The sequence below is a fragment of the Desulfosporosinus sp. SYSU MS00001 genome, assembly GCF_049943955.1.
In the GTDB taxonomy this organism is placed as follows: domain Bacteria; phylum Bacillota; class Desulfitobacteriia; order Desulfitobacteriales; family Desulfitobacteriaceae; genus Desulfosporosinus.
The window spans coordinates 173,714-191,187 of the sequence record NZ_JBNFTW010000008.1; the positions used below are offsets into that span (position 1 = coordinate 173,714).

13 protein-coding genes are annotated in these 17,474 nt (G+C 43.2%); 2 read left to right on the forward strand and 11 right to left on the reverse strand.

Going from position 1 to position 17,474, the window contains the following annotated elements; translation table 11 throughout:
• Positions 1–12: 12 nt before the first annotated feature.
• Positions 13–1,362, forward strand: coding sequence for an MATE family efflux transporter (locus ACPUYX_RS15255; protein ID WP_426380487.1), 1,350 nt, complete (start codon positions 13–15; stop codon positions 1,360–1,362).
• 7 nt (positions 1,363–1,369) lie between these two features.
• On the opposite strand, the gene ACPUYX_RS15260 is transcribed toward ACPUYX_RS15255, so the two are convergent.
• The 10 genes from ACPUYX_RS15260 to ACPUYX_RS15305 form a co-directional block, all read right to left on the reverse strand.
• Positions 1,370–1,603 carry a hypothetical protein gene (locus tag ACPUYX_RS15260; RefSeq protein ID WP_426380488.1) on the reverse strand — a complete coding sequence of 78 codons (234 nt, stop codon included), beginning with the start codon at positions 1,601–1,603 and terminating at the stop codon, positions 1,370–1,372.
• Between the two features lie 429 nt (positions 1,604–2,032).
• Positions 2,033–3,094 (reverse strand): DUF3231 family protein, encoded by a 1,062-nt coding sequence (locus ACPUYX_RS15265; RefSeq protein WP_426380489.1) that lies wholly within the window; start codon positions 3,092–3,094, stop codon positions 2,033–2,035.
• 110 nt (positions 3,095–3,204) lie between these two features.
• Positions 3,205–4,494: an MEDS domain-containing protein gene (locus ACPUYX_RS15270; protein WP_426380490.1), complete on the reverse strand. Its 1,290-nt coding sequence runs from the start codon at positions 4,492–4,494 to the stop codon at positions 3,205–3,207.
• A gap of 410 nt (positions 4,495–4,904) precedes the next feature.
• Positions 4,905–6,728 carry a glutamine--fructose-6-phosphate transaminase (isomerizing) gene (gene glmS, locus ACPUYX_RS15275; protein WP_426380491.1) on the reverse strand — a complete coding sequence of 608 codons (1,824 nt, stop codon included), beginning with the start codon at positions 6,726–6,728 and terminating at the stop codon, positions 4,905–4,907.
• Positions 6,729–7,355: 627 nt separating this feature from the next.
• On the reverse strand, positions 7,356–8,693 hold the full coding sequence (glmM, locus tag ACPUYX_RS15280; protein WP_426380492.1) for a phosphoglucosamine mutase: 1,338 nt from the start codon (positions 8,691–8,693) through the stop codon (positions 7,356–7,358).
• 161 nt (positions 8,694–8,854) lie between these two features.
• On the reverse strand, positions 8,855–10,456 hold the full coding sequence (locus ACPUYX_RS15285; protein ID WP_426380493.1) for an NAD(P)/FAD-dependent oxidoreductase: 1,602 nt from the start codon (positions 10,454–10,456) through the stop codon (positions 8,855–8,857).
• Positions 10,457–10,461: 5 nt separating this feature from the next.
• On the reverse strand, positions 10,462–11,700 hold the full coding sequence (locus ACPUYX_RS15290) for a CdaR family protein (protein ID WP_426380494.1): 1,239 nt from the start codon (positions 11,698–11,700) through the stop codon (positions 10,462–10,464).
• 3 nt (positions 11,701–11,703) lie between these two features.
• Entirely contained in the window at positions 11,704–12,516 is an 813-nt protein-coding gene (gene cdaA, locus ACPUYX_RS15295) for a diadenylate cyclase CdaA (protein ID WP_426380495.1), read from the reverse strand.
• A gap of 100 nt (positions 12,517–12,616) precedes the next feature.
• Positions 12,617–13,639, reverse strand: a complete 1,023-nt coding sequence (locus tag ACPUYX_RS15300) for a DUF1786 domain-containing protein (protein WP_426380496.1) — start codon at positions 13,637–13,639, stop codon at positions 12,617–12,619.
• A gap of 95 nt (positions 13,640–13,734) precedes the next feature.
• On the reverse strand, positions 13,735–14,889 hold the full coding sequence (locus tag ACPUYX_RS15305) for a DUF362 domain-containing protein (protein WP_426380497.1): 1,155 nt from the start codon (positions 14,887–14,889) through the stop codon (positions 13,735–13,737).
• 380 nt (positions 14,890–15,269) lie between these two features.
• On the opposite strand from ACPUYX_RS15305, the gene ACPUYX_RS15310 reads away from it, so the two are divergent.
• On the forward strand, positions 15,270–16,265 hold the full coding sequence (locus ACPUYX_RS15310; protein WP_426380498.1) for a CAP domain-containing protein: 996 nt from the start codon (positions 15,270–15,272) through the stop codon (positions 16,263–16,265).
• Between the two features lie 128 nt (positions 16,266–16,393).
• Here the strand turns inward: ACPUYX_RS15310 and wecB are convergent, their stop codons facing one another.
• Entirely contained in the window at positions 16,394–17,473 is a 1,080-nt protein-coding gene (gene wecB, locus ACPUYX_RS15315) for a non-hydrolyzing UDP-N-acetylglucosamine 2-epimerase (protein WP_426380499.1), read from the reverse strand.
• Position 17,474: the final 1 nt, after the last annotated feature.

Here is a 17,474-nt window from a genome sequence, read left to right on the forward strand (position 1 = left end):
AGTGACATGACCATGAATCAAAAAGAATCAAACACCTATTATTTTGAAGACTCCCCCATCTGGAGGGCTATTGTTCATATGTCCTTACCCATGATTCTCGGAATGTCCCTAAATATAATTTACAACATCGTTGATGCATTTTTTATTGGAGAACTTCATCAGACCGCCATGATGTCTGCGGTTACTCTGGCGTTGCCCTTTACAACCATCCTTATGGCAATTGGCAACTTATTTGGAACAGGAGGAGGCACATTTATATCACGCCTTTTGGGAGAAAAAAAGGCAGGCGAGGCAAAAATTGTTTCTTCTGTAACCTTATACTTTTGTTTGTTAACCGGTCTAATCTTGATGATTCTATGCATCCCACTGCTTCACCCTATTTTGGAGATCCTGGGGGCAAAGGAGAATACCCTGCTATTTACCCAAGGGTATATTCTCGTCTTCATTATAGGGAGTCCAATTGTTATTGCAAACTTTGCCTTGGAACAAGTTGTTCGTGCCGAAGGCGCTTCCACCACTTCCATGAATGGAATGGGAATAAGTGTTATCGTAAATATTATTTTGGATCCGATTCTTATCTTCATTTGTCACTTAAATATTGTCGGTGCGGCGATAGGAACTATCCTGGGCAACCTTTGTGCTGTGGTTTACTATATTCTTTATCTTCAAAGGAAAAGTCCGTCTCTCACAGCCTCAATTAAACTATTCAAACCTAGTTTAACGATAGTAAAAGAACTATTTAAAATCGGATTATCAGCTTTATTAATGGATGCCTTTTTAATTATATCTGGATTGTTACTCAATAACTTTTCAGCATATTACGGGGATTATGCGGTTGCCGGTTTTGGCATTTCCCAACGAATTGTGCAACTTTCTGACTTCATTGGGATGGGCTTATTTATGGGCGTAGTCCCACTCATTGCTTATGCCTATACAGCCAAAAATATAGACCGAATGATGAAAATCATTAAGTCTACTGCAACCTATATTATAGTTCTGATTACTTTAATTTCCCTAACATTACTGACATTCCGTACCCAAGTTATCCGGTTGTTCAGCAGTGACTTAGAGGTCATCCGCGTTGGAACTTTAATTTTGACAGCGATGCTAATATCATCATTATTCACCAGCGTTTCCGGATTATTCACAGGGGTTTTTCAAGGGCTTGGACGAGAAAAAGAAGCTACAATTATGTCGGTGACACAAGGGCTAATCCTAATACCCGTCATGATGACAGGAAACATCTTTTGGGGTTTGCATGGCGTGATATGGTCTCTTACAATATCTGAAATCATAGCTAGTTTCATCGGATTGACACTCTGGATTCATCTAAAAAAAGATGCTTTACTACAAAACATTTGAATACCTTCTACTGTCTTTCTTTATGGCAATCGGACAGCCGCATAAAATTGTCACCAAAGGGTATAGTTGCTTGTATGATCCAGTCCTTTTGCTCGTCAGAAATCAACATGGAGTTGTCCGGACTTTGCGGAAGATCCGAAAACTTCATGATCTCCGATGCTTTCGTGTTAAAAGCCCTTGTGTAAATCTCAATTGCCTCTTGGCAGTTACCCTTGAAGGTAAGATACGGCCTGATTTGCATATGGTCCTCCTTAATTCTGATAATGCGTATAACGAAAGAGGACAGCTTAAACTGTCCTTCTTCCGTTAATCCCTGATCGTTTCAGCTCAGCGTAAATTGTCCAGATAATTTATCATCTTCCCCAATTTACTTATTTCCTGCCCTTTTCCTTTCGCTTTTCCTTTACGTGGTCCAGCCCCTTAACTTTGCCCTTTTCCAGGTCCATTTCCCGTGTCTAGATCATTATTGTTGTTACCCATAATCCTGAGCCCTCCTTTACTAAGCTTATGAACTCTTCACTAGGGTAACCTTAAGTATAATAAAAATGATTGGATAGTAATAGTTATTCATTACGATATAACAAGTCCTTTGAACAACTCAACTGCAGTTTCAATGATCTCATCCCGAAAATCGTATTCGTTGGTATGTAGAGAAGGATAGGCAAATTTACTAATGCAGACTATCGCGGTCGGCCGCATCAGGAACTTTTTCTAGCCAACCATATTCCACCATTAATTCTGCTCCGTCCTTGGCCAAGAAAAGAACATCAGTAACTAAATCTCGAAATGCTGATACTAAATCAGACCGAGCACTATTCGTGTCTGCAATTCCATATTCCGTTAAAATATAGCCTATAACGGAGGTCGAATGGGTTAGGATTAATCTATCACTTACTGAAGACTCTTTTGTTTCAGATACAAGAATTTTTGTCATCTTTGGCATAGGAAGGCTCTCAGTCGCTAAAAAAGCACCAAGAATTTTTAAATGCTTTCTAGCCGTTTCAATTGATTTAAGAAGGTATTTCTTTATTTTCTCTGATTTAACGACCTGACTATACCCAACATGTAACGTCTCAATTAATTCTTTGGTTTCCATTAAGGCATAAAGATGGCTTATTTCCAGAGCATTGAGAGGTCTCTTCTTTCCAAAAAGACTTCCAAAGTAATCCTTGTCATGAACATATTCCACTCTGTTAGGAACTTGGATAATCGGTGGTTTATCTAAGATTCCTTTTGCTAACAGTACATCTGTAGATTTTTGATGAACATCTGTAGACGTATTCACGCATTCTACAAAAAACTTACGAAAATCTGAACGAGTTGACGCTGCCATAGCATTACAATAGTAATACAAAACAAATTTTTGCATTAATCTAGTGTATTGGAGTGTGAATGATTCTGAGAAAAGCTCTTTGGCATTGACATCAACATCTTTCTCTCCAAAGGCATCAGGAATCGGGCAATTAATTGAATCTAACAAACCCTCCATAGAGGTCACCCGTTGCGTTGAGACATCAAGAGCTTGCTGTAAAACCATTCGAATATCAGGGTCTTTAGCTTTCGAAACATAATCTTTCAAAAAACAAACGGACATACATTCTGCCAAATATCCAGACCAAAGATAACCGATTTCTGGTGAAGTTGGCATAATATTAGACACATTATGTTGAAAGGCTCCATAAGAAACCTGTTCTTGTTGGGTTGATGGCTGATTGAATTCTTGTACGGTCATTATTTTTTACCCCCTTTTGAATATAGTTAGTCTCTTTTGCTAGCATATCCTTCAAAAGGTTTTTTTATGGTCTATCTTTCTTTTAAATATATTACAACCTAACTCCACTCTCATGCACTTATTGCATTTCTATTCCCTAAGGTATCCTTCTTTCTGAAACGCACATAGAATGTTGTTCCGTTCGACCCGGACTTGAAATCAATAGTTGCGTTATTCCTTTCCGCGATATTATAGCAAACTGCCAGTCCTAGGCCTGTTCCTTGATCCTTAGTCGTAAAGAAAGGATTGCCAATCTTTTCGTATAAGTCTTCCTTAATTCCTTCACCTTGGTCAATTATAGCTAAGACCGTAACTTCTCCATCTATATATGTTTTTATAGTAAGTTTCCCCCCCGTCTGCATTGCTTCAAGTCCGTTACGAGCTAAGTTGAGAACTAATTGTCGAATATCATTAGCATCAATTAACAAATCTTCTACTCCGCCCAACTCCAAAGTCACATACATATCTTCCTTAAGAGCATCTGCTTCTATTAAGGGAAATAAGACCTGGAGTATATTGTTTATAGATTCCAATTTGAGAGATTTTTCTTTGATTCTTGCTAAGGAAAGATATTCTGAAATTATACAATTAGCTCTTTCCAACTCATCTATCATTAAGGAAAAGTAATCGTTATAGGGCACGAGCTCCTTCTTGCTTTGAAGCAATTGCAAAAACCCTTTAACTGAGGTCATAGGGTTTCTAATTTCATGTGCAATACTGGCTGCCATCTTTCCAACCAGGTCAATACGTTCAAATCGAGTGATACTGTTGATGTTATCCTTGTTGTACTGACTTTTAATAAAAGAAAATTGATGATTATTTACAATATCAAATACTTCATGGATTCCACACTGATCCAGTTGATATGTACACATTGCAATCATTTTAAGACTTCCGATAAGTTCCTCAACTTTTTTTTCATAATCCATGAACGTCTTAAAGTACCGTTTTTTAAGCCAGCTTGTATTCCCACTTATCCTTAAGCCTGCATACCCACGCTCCTCTGAACTCTTAACTTTTTCGACCCAAGAATTTAATACTAACTCACTATCAAAGGTTCCATATTTCAAATACCATTCTTTGTACGGTATTATTTCAATTTGATTATTTTCCTGGTAAGTTTCAAAATCAGGCATTGATTCACGTAAAACCTTTTCTGCTTCGTTTGCTGATATAGGTTCGGATACCACCCACAGGCAATACTCATTATTCTCCAATCCAACCTTAAAATATGGTACTAGTAAATTCTCTAAGTCCTCTTTGGTCTGGTAAAATCCGCAAACATGTGTACCCCATGGTATTTCCGACAAAAAATCTATACCCGTTTTTCTTAAGTTTCGAAAAATCTGTGCTTGCTGCATTGTGGCCTCCAATTCTTGCTAAGATTTACGCAAATAGTGAATAAAATCATTTTATAATAATATTATTTTAAATTCAAAATGAAATTTTCGACTTTAAAAAACATTTTTCTTAAATATACTATTAAATATAACTATTTAAGATTTAAATTCAGTTCTGCGACTGATATCTAATGTTTTATCCTGACATATAAAATCTCTTTCTATCCTTATCCGAGTCCTTTCCCAATTGTTTCTCCATTATTTTTTATACTATCTTTTAAAGAAAAAATCACCTCATCAATAATTTAATGAATAGAGGTGATTTAGAGCATTTTTATTCAAATTTTCCAGTCAGTTTTTGTATTAAACAAAACTTTTATTAAAACTTATAAACTATATTTAAAATAACATTTTTCATTTAATCTAACATTCTACTCAACCGTCACGCTCTTAGCCAAATTTCTCGGCTTATCGACGTCACAGCCTCTGGCAACTGAGACATAATAAGCCAAAAGTTGGAGCGGAATAACTGTAAGAATCGGAGCAAGTTCATCTCTTGTCTCAGGAATATAGATTACCTGATCGACTGACTTCACTAGGCTGGTATTGCCTTTGTAAGTCATCCCGAAAACTTTGGCATCACGGGCTTTTACTTCTTTGATATTGGAAACGGTTTTATCGAATATCTCTCGTTGGGTTGCCAGAGCAAGAACAGGGGTTTGTTCTGTGACGAGGGCCAACGTACCATGTTTCAATTCCCCTGCTGCATAGGCTTCAGCGTGAATATAGGAAATCTCCTTCATCTTCAGAGCACCTTCCATAGCCACTGCCCAGTCTAAGGAACGGCCCAGGAAGAACGCATCCTCAACACCGACAAATGATTTGGCTAGTTCACGAATACCGCTCTCTTGATCAAGAATTTCCTGCACTTGAGCCGGGATATTTTTTAAATCCTGAATAATTTCCCCGATCTTGTTTGCAGGCATGGTTCCTTTAACTTGAGCAAGGTATAATCCAAGAAGTACCATTCCTTCTAATTGAGTTGTATAAGCCTTTGTTGAGGCTACTGCGATTTCGGGACCTGCCCAAGTAAAGATTACATCATGAGCCTCCCTGGACACTGTGCTGCCTACGACATTGGTGATGGCAATTACACGTGCGCCCCGGTTTTTAGCCTCCCGTAAAGCTGCTAAAGTATCTGCTGTCTCGCCGGACTGACTCACAACCACCACAAGGGTATGTTGGTCCATCAATGGAGACCGATAGCGGAACTCCGACGCAATGTCTACCTCCACTGGGAGATGTGCCCAGCGTTCAATCAAGGTCTTGCCGACTAACCCGGCATGCCAGGCTGTTCCACAAGCAACAATATAAACTTTATGAATCTGAGCGAGCTCTTCTGAGGTCAAATCCACTTCCTGAAGAACCACCTTTTCCTCTTCTAGACGTCCCAGCATCGTATCCCTCAAGGCCCTAGGCTGCTCGTGAATTTCTTTAAGCATGAAGTGCTCATAGCCGCCTTTTTCCGCTGCTACAGCATCCCACTTAACATGCATGACTTCTTTGACGCGAGGATTTCCTGCAAAATCAGTAACTTTTACCCCGGTTTCCTGGATAACGACCATTTCACCGTCATCTAAAATATAGACCTGGCGAGTATGGTTAAGGATAGCAGTAATATCGCTCGCTACAAAAAATTCTCCTGTACCAAGCCCTACGACCATCGGGCTGTCCTTACGGGCCGCCACCAGCTTATCCGGTTCTTTGCGGCTGAGTACGACCATAGCAAAGGAACCGCGAATAATCGCTAAAACTTTGCGAACGGCTGCTTCCAGGTCCCCTTGATAAAAATCTTCAACAAGGTGTGCTAAAACTTCTGTATCCGTTTCCGAGGCAAATAAGTGCCCTTTTTCAATCAGTTGATCTTTTAATTCCAGATAATTCTCAATGATCCCATTATGGACAACAGCAAAATCCTGCCCGCAATCCCCATGAGGATGAGCATTAACTTGAGAAGGACGGCCGTGAGTTGCCCAGCGAGTATGGCCAATACCTATACAAGACTGAGAATAATTTTCTCCGATTTCTTTCTCCAAAGCAATCAACTTGCCAACACTTTTGGACACAGAAATCCCTTGAGCATCCAGTACAGCTACCCCAGCTGAATCATACCCGCGATATTCTAATTTCTTCAAACCTTCTACCAGAATAGGAATAGCGACTTGCTTTCCTACATATCCAACGATACCACACATTTTGTTTTTCTCCCCTCAATCTCATCATTATGACATTGTGACATTATGACTTCTTAAAATCGTTTTTTAATACGAGAAAAAGCCGCCCACCCCCGGACGACTTCGTTGTTTCAGCTTTTGGACATTGAAAGTCAAGGGGTCCAAATAGGCATACTAACCCCTTCTCTTGTTCACTCACCCTTTGTCCCGGAAATTGCTCTCTGGTTTTATGTAAGCGTAACGGTGACAAGCCACCGAGAGGGACCCGCCGAAAGATTCGATAACCCTCTTCCTCGTCGACCTCAAACGTAATAATAGATAAGGTCCTGGCGCTTAAACGTCTCTGAAACAACGCAATTCAATTTTACCCCATCAATCAGTAAACTTAGAAATTCCTAACCATCTTTTCTTAAAGGCATCACCCCTTTCAAAAGGCAAGCTTGATAAGGTCGAAATCCTCGACCGAATCATTATTCCACTAATTAAAAGGTCCATGTGCCGGACAGATACGTATGTTTTATCACAAAGTTCGATACGGAAGGTCTCATAATAGATGCTGCCAAAACCATTCTATGCTTCAGAACTCATACCTGTTCCAACACATGAACCAATTATACGCTAAATTAAACAAGTTATTCAATGGTATCTTTATGCATCACACTTAATAATCATATCGATAACGCTTTGGGCTAATTGCGTCAACTTTTCCTGATCCGGTCCTTCAACCATCACCCGAATCAAAGGTTCCGTTCCCGAAGGACGTACCAAAACGCGGCCTCGCCCGCCCAGTAACTCTTCGGCTTCCTTCACTTTGGCAAGAACTCGCTCATCGGACATTAGCCGTTCTTTATTGCTTACCCGAGCGTTAAGGAGCACCTGAGGCAGTCTCTGCATTTGTTTAGCCAACTGGGAAAGGGGAGTTTGCCGGTCTTTAACCACCGACAGCAAATGAAGAGCAGTTAGCAATCCATCACCAGTGGTATTTTGATCTAAGAAAATGATATGGCCGGACTGTTCTCCGCCTAATTTGGCTCCTGTCCTCAGTAATTCCTCCATGACATAACGATCTCCCACTTGGGTCTCGTAAACGGTAATCCCGGCCTCTTTAAGGGCTAAACGCAGCCCCAGATTGCTCATGACTGTTACAACTACCGCGTTTTCCGCTAAGGTTCCTTTTTCTTTCTGGGACAAAGCACAAATCACCATAATGAAGTCCCCATCCAGGACATTTCCATGCTCATCGACAGCAATCAAGCGATCGGCATCTCCATCATTGGCCAAACCCAGATCAGCCCCATGTTCCAGAACGGCCCGCTGCAGCTCTTCAGGATGGGTCGACCCGCAGCCTGCATTGATATTTACCCCGTCCGGAGTATGGAAAATCGGAATGACCTCTACGCCAAATTCCTGCAGCGCCGCAGGTCCTATACAGGCTGCTGCGCCGTTTGCACAGTCTAAAACTACTTTGAGACCATCGAGGCGCCCTACGGACTGCTTAAGAAAGTTTATGTATCGTTCTCCGGCATCCTTAACCTCAATCACCCGTCCGACTTCCCCTCCGATGGGGGTATCCCACGGTTTATCGTCATTTACAACAATACGTTCAATCTCATCTTCAATGGCATCGGGTAATTTAAATCCAGTGGAATCAAAAAATTTTATACCATTATCTTGAACAGGGTTATGGGATGCTGAAATTACCACACCTGCACTAACGTCTAAGGTTCGTGTTAAGTAAGCAATCGCAGGTGTCGGCAAGACGCCTACCTTTAAAACATCCGCTCCAACAGAGCAGATTCCCGCGATTAAGGCAGCCTCAAGCATATCCCCTGAAATCCGGGTATCCTTGCCTATCACGATTCGTGGGTGTGGATGCTCCTTGCTCAAAACATACGCACCTGCTTGCCCAAGTTGAAAAGCAAGGTTTGGTGTCAGCTGACTGTTAGCCACGCCGCGCACCCCATCGGTTCCAAAGAGTCGACCCAAATCCTTTCTCTCCCTTTCATCACTATTTTAAACTCGATAGAACTTTACGTGAACATTATCTAATTATAACCATATGGACGAGATGTTCAACTTCTTTTTTAACATGTCGTAATTAAGGTTTTGCATGGAAAGGAATAATTTAATTGTCTAACACTCCTATTCTACTCCATCAGCGCATAATGTGCCATAAGGTGCTCGGCCATTCTTAAGCCGTCTACCGCTGCACTTGTGATGCCGCCGGCGTAACCGGCGCCTTCTCCCGCCGGATAAAGTCCTGTCAGGCTTAAAGATTCACCTTGCTCATTGCGTACGATGCGAAGAGGGGAACTTGTCCTCGTTTCTATTCCTGTCAAGGTCGCTAAAGGCCCTGTAAATCCATGAATTTTGCGATTAAAATCCTGCAAAGCCCTGCCAAGCACCTCACCAATTTCCTGAGGAAGGACATTATGCAGATCACAAGCCTTAATACCCGGCAGGTAACTAGTAGGCAAGTCAAAATCATCAGATACCCGGCCCTCTAAAAAATCCCGAACTCGCTGTGCCGGGGCATGATAGCTGCCTCCTCCGACAGCAAAAGCTTTACTTTCCCAAGTTCGCTGAAACTCCAGGCCGGCCAAAGGATGAGAGGTCGTAAAATCATCAGTGCCAATAGTTACGACAATAGCACTATTAGCTACGTTGGTATCCCGCGCATATTCGCTCATGCCATTAGTAACGACGCCGCCTTCTTCCGAAGCAGCGGCAACGACCTTTCCTCCCGGACACATGCAAAAAGCATAGGCCCCCCTCCCAGTCCCTGCGTCCTTATAAGTCAACTGATAATCCGCCGGGCCAACCAAAGGATGTTCTTCGACAGCATACTGGGCTAAATTAATCAATGTTTGAGGGTGTTCGACACGCAAACCTATAGCAAACCCTTTTCTCTCCAGAATAATGTTTTGCCCATAAAGGAATCTATAGACATCCCGCGCACTATGCCCTACGGCCAAAACAACTGCTTCGGCGGGGATTTCTTCCTGACAGTTTACCATGATACTTTGCAGGTGACCACCTGATGATTTTAAAGTTGTCACTTTAGCCCGAAACCGTACTTCGCCGCCAAGGGAAATAATTTCTTGGCGAATCCCCTTCACCACGTTTTTCAGGATATCTGTACCGATGTGCGGTTTCGCCAGAAACAGGATCTCGGAGGGCGCACCGTGCTTTACGAAGGTTTCTAATACTTCAGTGATACGACGATCTTGGATGCGAGTTGTCAGTTTCCCATCGGAAAACGTTCCCGCCCCTCCTTCGCCAAATTGAACATTACTCTCTGTATCCAGGTTTCCCGTCTGCCAAAATTGCTGAACTTTTCGCGTCCGCTCGTCCACCGAATCCCCCCGTTCCAGCACTAAGGGCCGATACCCTTTACGGGCTAAAGCTAAGGCTGCAAAATATCCGGCCGGGCCCGAGCCGACGACGATAGGTCGATGTTGTAACTTTTTCAAGGGTTTTGACCAGACTACAGGGACTTCCGGCGGGGCCTCTTTAAGCCCTGAAATCCTTGATATAAGCCGATATCCTTCTTTTTTAGGGATTTCCAGCGAAAACTGAACAGTATAATCGAAAACCAAATTAGGTTTCTTACGAGCATCTAAGGATCGGCGCAAGAAACGAAGTCCCTGAATCATTGCTTCAGGGACCTTTAACTTTCGGGCCATGACAGTCCTTAATAAACCATCATCCTCGACAGGAATTCTTAAACTTGTCCATATTAAATCCACGTTTACTATTCTCCTTTAGCCGCCTTGACTTTAAGGCTATAGGTTACTTGTGGCGTTGTAATCATGGTAACTCCGGGCGGCAGCTGCCAGAGAACCTGGGTATTTGGATAACTGCCTTCAGCTTGACCAGAGGCATCTACCCATAGCTGGATTTGATTAGGCGTTAGGTTATTTACGACATCCGGAAGGCCTTCAATCACCACATCAACTGGCGAAATCCCTTGATCAACCTGAAGATCCTTGCCAACATTTCGTATGTCAACCGGAACACCTGTCATAGTTTTTTGAATTGGCCCTGCTCCTATCTGAGCAATGACGCCGATTGTCGTACCCTCAAGGAAGGAGACTCCCGATGGCAAGGTAACTTGATCCAGAGGGATCTGAAAGGTTTTGTCTTCAGTCAGGCCGCTAAGATCAACGGGACCAATGGTCAGAGAATCAAATCCCTTTAAGGCCTGAGCGCTGCCTGAAACCTGCACACTGGTTGGTGAAGCTATTAAGGATTTAAGTACTTTCCCCTGAGCCACTGTTCCGGTAGTTTTGACCTTGAGAGAGATCATTTTGGTTGACATACCTTTGGCTGTAACCGGAACAATGACATCGACACTGTTTGGGTAAGCGGTCAAGATATCGACACTAGGGTTAGGACCTAGAATAGGTTTGCCCGCTTTATCGCGAAAACTTATTGCCGGAGAAACTTCAACAGTATCATTGGCACCTGCTATGCTGACCTCTGCGGTGACTTTATCTAAGGTTGAAATAACCGAACTCGGTCCTCTGACATTTACCGCCGAAGGCTTTACAATAGGAGTCCCAACTTGGTACCCATCAGCAGGATTACCAGACATGGCAACCTGAACCGGAAGAATTTTCTCTTGAACATTATCCAACGTTAATTTAATGCTTGCCGGTTGACGATCCACTACAGTCGTTCCTTCAGGGGCATTAATTATAACTGAATAGCTATGTTCTCCGGCGGTTGCCCCGGAAAGGTCCACCTCAGCATAGATGTCTTTAATATTGGCGCTGGGATTGATTCCTTGGAAACGGACACTGATTAAAGGAAGCTGTTTCATCACTACCATATTTTGCGGCAGGTTCGTGACCACCAAAGGAACCGTCAACGTTTGGTCAGGGATTATTTTATCAGCACTTCCTTGATTCATAACAAAGAGCCAAAAAAGTATGGCAACTAAAAACGAAAGCAATTTAACGCCGAGGTTTCGCCGTAAGACTTCTATCACTAGCTACCACCTCCAAAAGGGAATTGTCGGGGAAGAGGTACCATTCAATTCAAGCTCCCTCAGCAACAATTCACGTAACATTTTATCGTCCATAAAGCGAGTCAGAGCACCGTCAATTCCCACGGAAATCGCGCCGGTTTCCTCTGAAACAACAAGAGCCATGGCATCCGTAATTTCTGTCAGGCCCAAAGCTGCCCGGTGCCGCGTACCTAAATCTTTTTGAATATTGGGGTTTTCTGAAAGGGGAAGGAAACACCCCGCAGCGGCCACACGATCCGAACGGATAATAACTGCCCCATCATGAAGCGGTGTATTAGGAATGAAAATATTGACTAAAAACTCGGAGGAGACTACCCCGTCAATTTTGATGCCAGTCTCTACAAAATCCTGGACTCCGGTTTTTCGTTCAATGACGATCAAAGCCCCAATACGATTCTTCGAGAGAACTTGAGTACAGCGCACCAACTCTTCAACGACCTGTTCTAAAGAATTAATGCCGGGAGTTAAAGGATGGCGAGTTAAAAATCGTCCTCGACCAAGCTGCTCCAGAAATTTTCTAAGTTCAGGCTGGAATACAACGGGAATAGCAAAGACAAACATTTGAAATAATTTGTCAAGAATATAACTTATTGTTCGCAGTTGAAAATATTTCGCCAAAAGGTAAGCAACAAGAAGCACCAAAACACCTTTGACCAATTGAACTGCCCGAGTCCGTTTAATGAGCATATAGAATTGGTAGAAGACCACTGTCACCACAAGAACATCAATTGCATCCAACCAGCCAAAATTACGAAATTGAGATAAAACCCCCGTCATGGTCTTCCCCCCTTCATATATACTCTAAAGAGTTATTTCTTATTGATTCTCCATACATCGAAAAATACCTTGCCATTTAAAAATATTTTTATGGAGGTTATTAAAGAACTTTTTGCCCTGCTAGAAGGCCAAAGCACCCTGTTAACATCATATCCCCATAGGGGGCCGCTTCATACCAATTTAGAGATTTTGCCATGCTTCTTTTGGGACCGGTAACAGCCACAAATTCCCAACCGGCTTTCATATCCGGATGGCCTGCTACACCATGACCTCCATGACGAAAGACTTCTTCGTTGGTCAATTCTCCTGCCTGAAAACGTCTAATAAACGCGGCCAATGTCTCAAGAGTCAACATACTCGTATGATGTTCAAAAATCCCGTAAACACGATCTCCCCGTATAGCAGCAGCAAGCGTATGAGAATTCCCGATGTTAACTGCTAAAATACCCCGCTCCAGGTAAGGCTTCACCAAAGGATCGGCCATAATTCCCAAAAGCGCAGCGGTCCCGGTATCCGTGATCGTGGCCCCCGGCAGGATCTCCCGAACAGCCCTCATCCGGGTAAAAACTTCAGGGATTTCTTCTCTGAAAACCAGCGTTCTCAAATCTCCCCCCTGGAGTACAAAATCTTTCCATAGCTGAAAGCGCAGCGTTCGATTGCTTTCTGTTCTGCTAAAACCATGATCCTGGACGGCTACCGCCCAGTTCTGAGGGTAGTCCAGACCAAAAGCTCCCATAGCCTGCTCCAAGGCTATGGTATCAATATCTCCCATCCAGATAGAAGCCGCGGCATTAGGAGCCTCCAAACAAAGTTCAACTCCCATAGACTTAACTTTTTCCAAGTTATCATTAAATGTGAGGGCGGCTTGAGGGGTAGCATAGGCCTTCAGACCTAAGGCAAGGTGTTCTTTTAAAGCTTGGGTACAGGCTCCGCCGCCCATCATATAACCATGCAGAAAAATCCCACTACTGTTTAAACTGGCTTTTCGTATCTGAGCTGCCACGACCTGCGTGCGACTGGGAACAATAAACTTAGGACAATTTTCTAACGCGACCCCTGATTGATAAAGAAGGATATCTTGTGTACCGGAACCAACATCAACAGCAATTAAATTATTACCCATTTCCAACACCTTCTCCAGCTATATCCCTAACCATTCTTTAGCTGCGGCATACAGTCATCTTCGGACATACTACTAAACTTTAGTAGGGATTGCAATCATTTTAGAAATTTTCTTCCCATCCAAGGCTTAAAGATCTTTACAGCTTGCTGCGGGCAAAGCTCCTGACAGCAAAAACAGCGAATACAAGCTTCTAAATCAACAACAGGGCGCTGATGCTCATTCATACTCAGAGCTTTTGGCGGACAGTTATTGACACAGTCTTTGCACCCTACACAACTAGTATGTTCAAAAACAGGGCGCGGGCGAACACGATTAAGCACAAACTTCTTAGCTTTGTGGGGCATAGGCACCATATCCAAGAAGTTGGTCGAAACAGCTTTAGGTATTATAAAATCCTCAATGCGCCAGAGCGAACGCGCATCTCCTTTTAACTGAATTTCTTCCAGGCTGCTGATTAATCCCCGATTGCGGGCCGCCATCACAGTTGGTACCTTTTCCGGCTTTAAACCGATTAAATCAGCCGCGACAACATCTAGAGCGAAGGGGTCCTTACTTAAGATCAAAGCTCCAACATTGCGTGGTTTGCCGGCTGAAGGACCGTCTCCTTCCATTGCTGTTATTCCATCCATAATGCTTAAGGTTGGTTTGGCCCAAGCTGCGATATCCACTAAAAGATCGGCAAAATCAGCGATCTTAAACATTTTTAAATGATATTCTGCTTTAAGAAGACCAGGAATAACGCCAAAAAGAATTTTCACCGCCCCTGTAAAGGTCATCATCCCGTGAGTTTTAAGCTTTGAAAGAGGGATAATCACGTCTGCATTGAGAGCGCAATTCGTTACAGTCAGACTTTTAACTAATTTCCCTTCGGAATAGGGAATGGTTGTTTGACCAATATCTTCATTAAGAAGTGCTCCTGTCCGTTCGGCGACGTCACGCAGACCCGATCGGGCATATACCGCTTGAAGGGCACTTAGAGTGTAAGGCCCCCCGGGACTGTCTCCAATGATCGGAATCCCGCCCGCTTCCTGAACCAGACGAACGACTGCCTCGACAACTCTGGGATGAGTCGTAACAGCTTCTTCCGGCCGCTTCTTCATCAGAAGATTGACTTTCAGCAATACCTTTTGACCGGGCTTCACAAACTCTGACATACCGCCCCATTCTGCCAGACCATCTCTCAAACTCTGTTCAACATCGGCGGAATAATCCGGGCAATATTTCAAAACTACTTTTTCCTGTTCCTGCACTTAGCTTTTCACCTCTCCAGATCGTTAAAGAGATTCTCTCCTCCTCCTGGGAAAGCACTGAATTAACGTCATTATTAACCTTTTCTTACTTATATAACCAAGTAAAGAGTTTTACCCTGCTAAAATCGGAATCCTTGATTGTACTCTAACTCTCGTGAGAAAAGCCTATAAATAAATATTAATGTAAAAAACTAACATTAGTGCTCAATTATTTAGTTTTGTTTATAAAATAGATGTCTTCATTATACAATGTTTTATATAGAGAAGGAAATTTCCACAAAATAGAATTAGATCTTTTAATCGCCAAAATGTACCATTTTAATGAAACAACTTGTCATGTTATACTACTGTTGTCTTCAATTTTAATAGGAGGATAATACATGAATAAACGTATAAAAGTGTTCGCAGGAATTCAAATGGTTTTACTCATGAGCGCAGTTGCTATGCCGGCACAAGCTGCCCTTCTTATTGGTGGTTCACAATCCTTACCAGGTTCTGCTTCAGGTTCAGTGGTTACCCTCCGATCGACAGCACCTGCCGCGACTCAAGTGGTTTCTGCTCCGACTACCACCACAACAGCTTCCGGAACTCAATCGACAACAACCGTATCTACGCCCTCGACTCAGAATTCTGCTCCAACAGTCAGCACCATGCCGTCTACGACTAATTCCGGCAGTGTTATTTCTTTAAAAAATATTTACCCAACCTCGACTCCTTCCACATCAGTGACTGTCTCTACTTCAACACAGGGAACTTCAACAAACAGCTCCTCAATTCCTTCCGCCGTCCAATCTCAGCCGGTGACAGTAACAATAGGACAATCAAGCCTCGGCGGAAGCGTTGTCTCCTTAAAAAATATTATTCAGTCATCATCCTCGGTTCCGGTGACCTCAACCCCCGCGACGCCTCCAACCTCGAGCACTTCCCCAACGTCCTCTTCAAGCTCCCCAACAACTACACCTACAACCCCCGCCATTCCTGCGGTAACTTCTTTGACACCCGATGAACAGCAGATGGTGGATATGATTAACCAAGAACGCGCCGCCGCCGGTGTTGCCCCACTTAAAGTAGATTTCCGTTTAGTTTCAGTCGGACAAGCTAAGGCCGATGACATGAAAGCGAACAATTACTTCGACCACACGTCTCCCACCTACGGTAGTCCTTGGGCCATGATGCAGGACGTTGGATTGACCGTTGGCTGGGCAGGAGAAAACATTGCCGGAAACAACTCTGTTTCTGGAGCTATGGCGGCATTTATGCAAAGTCCAGGCCACAAAGCCAATATCCTTGACCCTCGTTTTACTCATGTTGGCGTGGGAATCGCTTACGGAAGTGCCTATGGTAATCTTTATGTTCAAGAATTTTTACAAGAATAGACTATACGACTCAGTTTTACTCAAAAATATCAATCATCATGCTTAATTATGAATCACATTAATACTTAGACCCAGCATACTCTTCTTAGATTACGCTGGGTCATTTTGTTTTCTTCAATTCTAACCCATCAGCTTTCCCCAAATAGGATTTTCACGACTTTGCGGCTGACATTCTCTTCCTTATATTCCGCAGGAGGTTCCCAATCTGCCTCTAAATTCAAAACCGTTTTCACTGCCCTGAGTACAGACTCCGGTTCACATCCTGAGATGAGATTGCTGCCCGACTCCACGGTCTCAGGACGCTCAGTGACGTCACGCAGGGTTACATTGGGAACTTTAAAGAGACAACACTCCTCCTGAACAGTACCACTGTCACTCAGGACACAATAAGCGTTTTTCTCCAGACAGATAAAATCAAACAACCCCAAGGGCTCAACAACTTGAATCCCTTTGCCGCCAAAAGATTGCCGATACTTCTCTAATTGTGAACGGGTCCGGGGATGAAGACTGCAAATTAAAGGTATCCCGTATTCCTTTACTAACCTTTGCAAAGCAGTAACCAACTGATTCAGCCGCCTCTCGTCATCGACGTTTTCGGCTCGATGCAGGGTCACAAGAAAGTAACCCTTGCCGCTGACGCCCATTGTCTTTAATGCTTGGCTAACGGCGATCCTCTCAGCATAATAGGCAAGAACTTCTCCAATTGGATTTCCAGTAACATAAATTCTTTTTCCTTCTATGCCTTCCCTCAGCAAATTGGCTCGGCTTCGTTCCGTGTAAGGTAACAAAATATCGCTGCAATGGTCAATCACCCGGCGATTAATTTCCTCCGGTACCTTGTCATCATAGCAACGGTTGCCAGCTTCCATATGGAAGACCGGAATTCGCAGACGTTTACCAATCATTGCTGTCAAAGCGCTGTTAGTATCCCCCAAAATAAGCAAGCGATCCGGTTTTTCCCTGAGCAGCACACGTTCACATTCACTGAGTATCTGACCAATTTGGCCCATCGGCATTGTTGCTCGGCAAGTGAGTAAATAATCAGGAGTACGCAGGTTAAGTTGAGTAAAAAATATATCATTAAGGGTCCGATCGAAATTTTGGCCGGTGTGCACAAGGATATGCTCACAGAGATTGTCCAGAATAGGTATAATCCGACTCAAACGGATAATCTCTGGACGCGTACCTAATATTGTCATAACCTTCATT

Coding starts and splice junctions, on each gene's coding strand:
- glmS (WP_426380491.1), bottom strand. CDS start 6,728: ATGTGTGGTATCGTTGGATATGTAGGAAAGCAAGTCGCTATTCCTATT.
- ACPUYX_RS15260 (WP_426380488.1), bottom strand. CDS start 1,603: ATGCAAATCAGGCCGTATCTTACCTTCAAGGGTAACTGCCAAGAGGCA.
- ACPUYX_RS15270 (WP_426380490.1), bottom strand. CDS start 4,494: ATGCAGCAAGCACAGATTTTTCGAAACTTAAGAAAAACGGGTATAGAT.
- ACPUYX_RS15300 (WP_426380496.1), bottom strand. CDS start 13,639: ATGGGTAATAATTTAATTGCTGTTGATGTTGGTTCCGGTACACAAGAT.
- wecB (WP_426380499.1), bottom strand. CDS start 17,473: ATGAAGGTTATGACAATATTAGGTACGCGTCCAGAGATTATCCGTTTG.
- ACPUYX_RS15255 (WP_426380487.1), top strand. CDS start 13: ATGAATCAAAAAGAATCAAACACCTATTATTTTGAAGACTCCCCCATC.
- ACPUYX_RS15310 (WP_426380498.1), top strand. CDS start 15,270: ATGAATAAACGTATAAAAGTGTTCGCAGGAATTCAAATGGTTTTACTC.
- cdaA (WP_426380495.1), bottom strand. CDS start 12,516: ATGACGGGGGTTTTATCTCAATTTCGTAATTTTGGCTGGTTGGATGCA.
- ACPUYX_RS15265 (WP_426380489.1), bottom strand. CDS start 3,094: ATGACCGTACAAGAATTCAATCAGCCATCAACCCAACAAGAACAGGTT.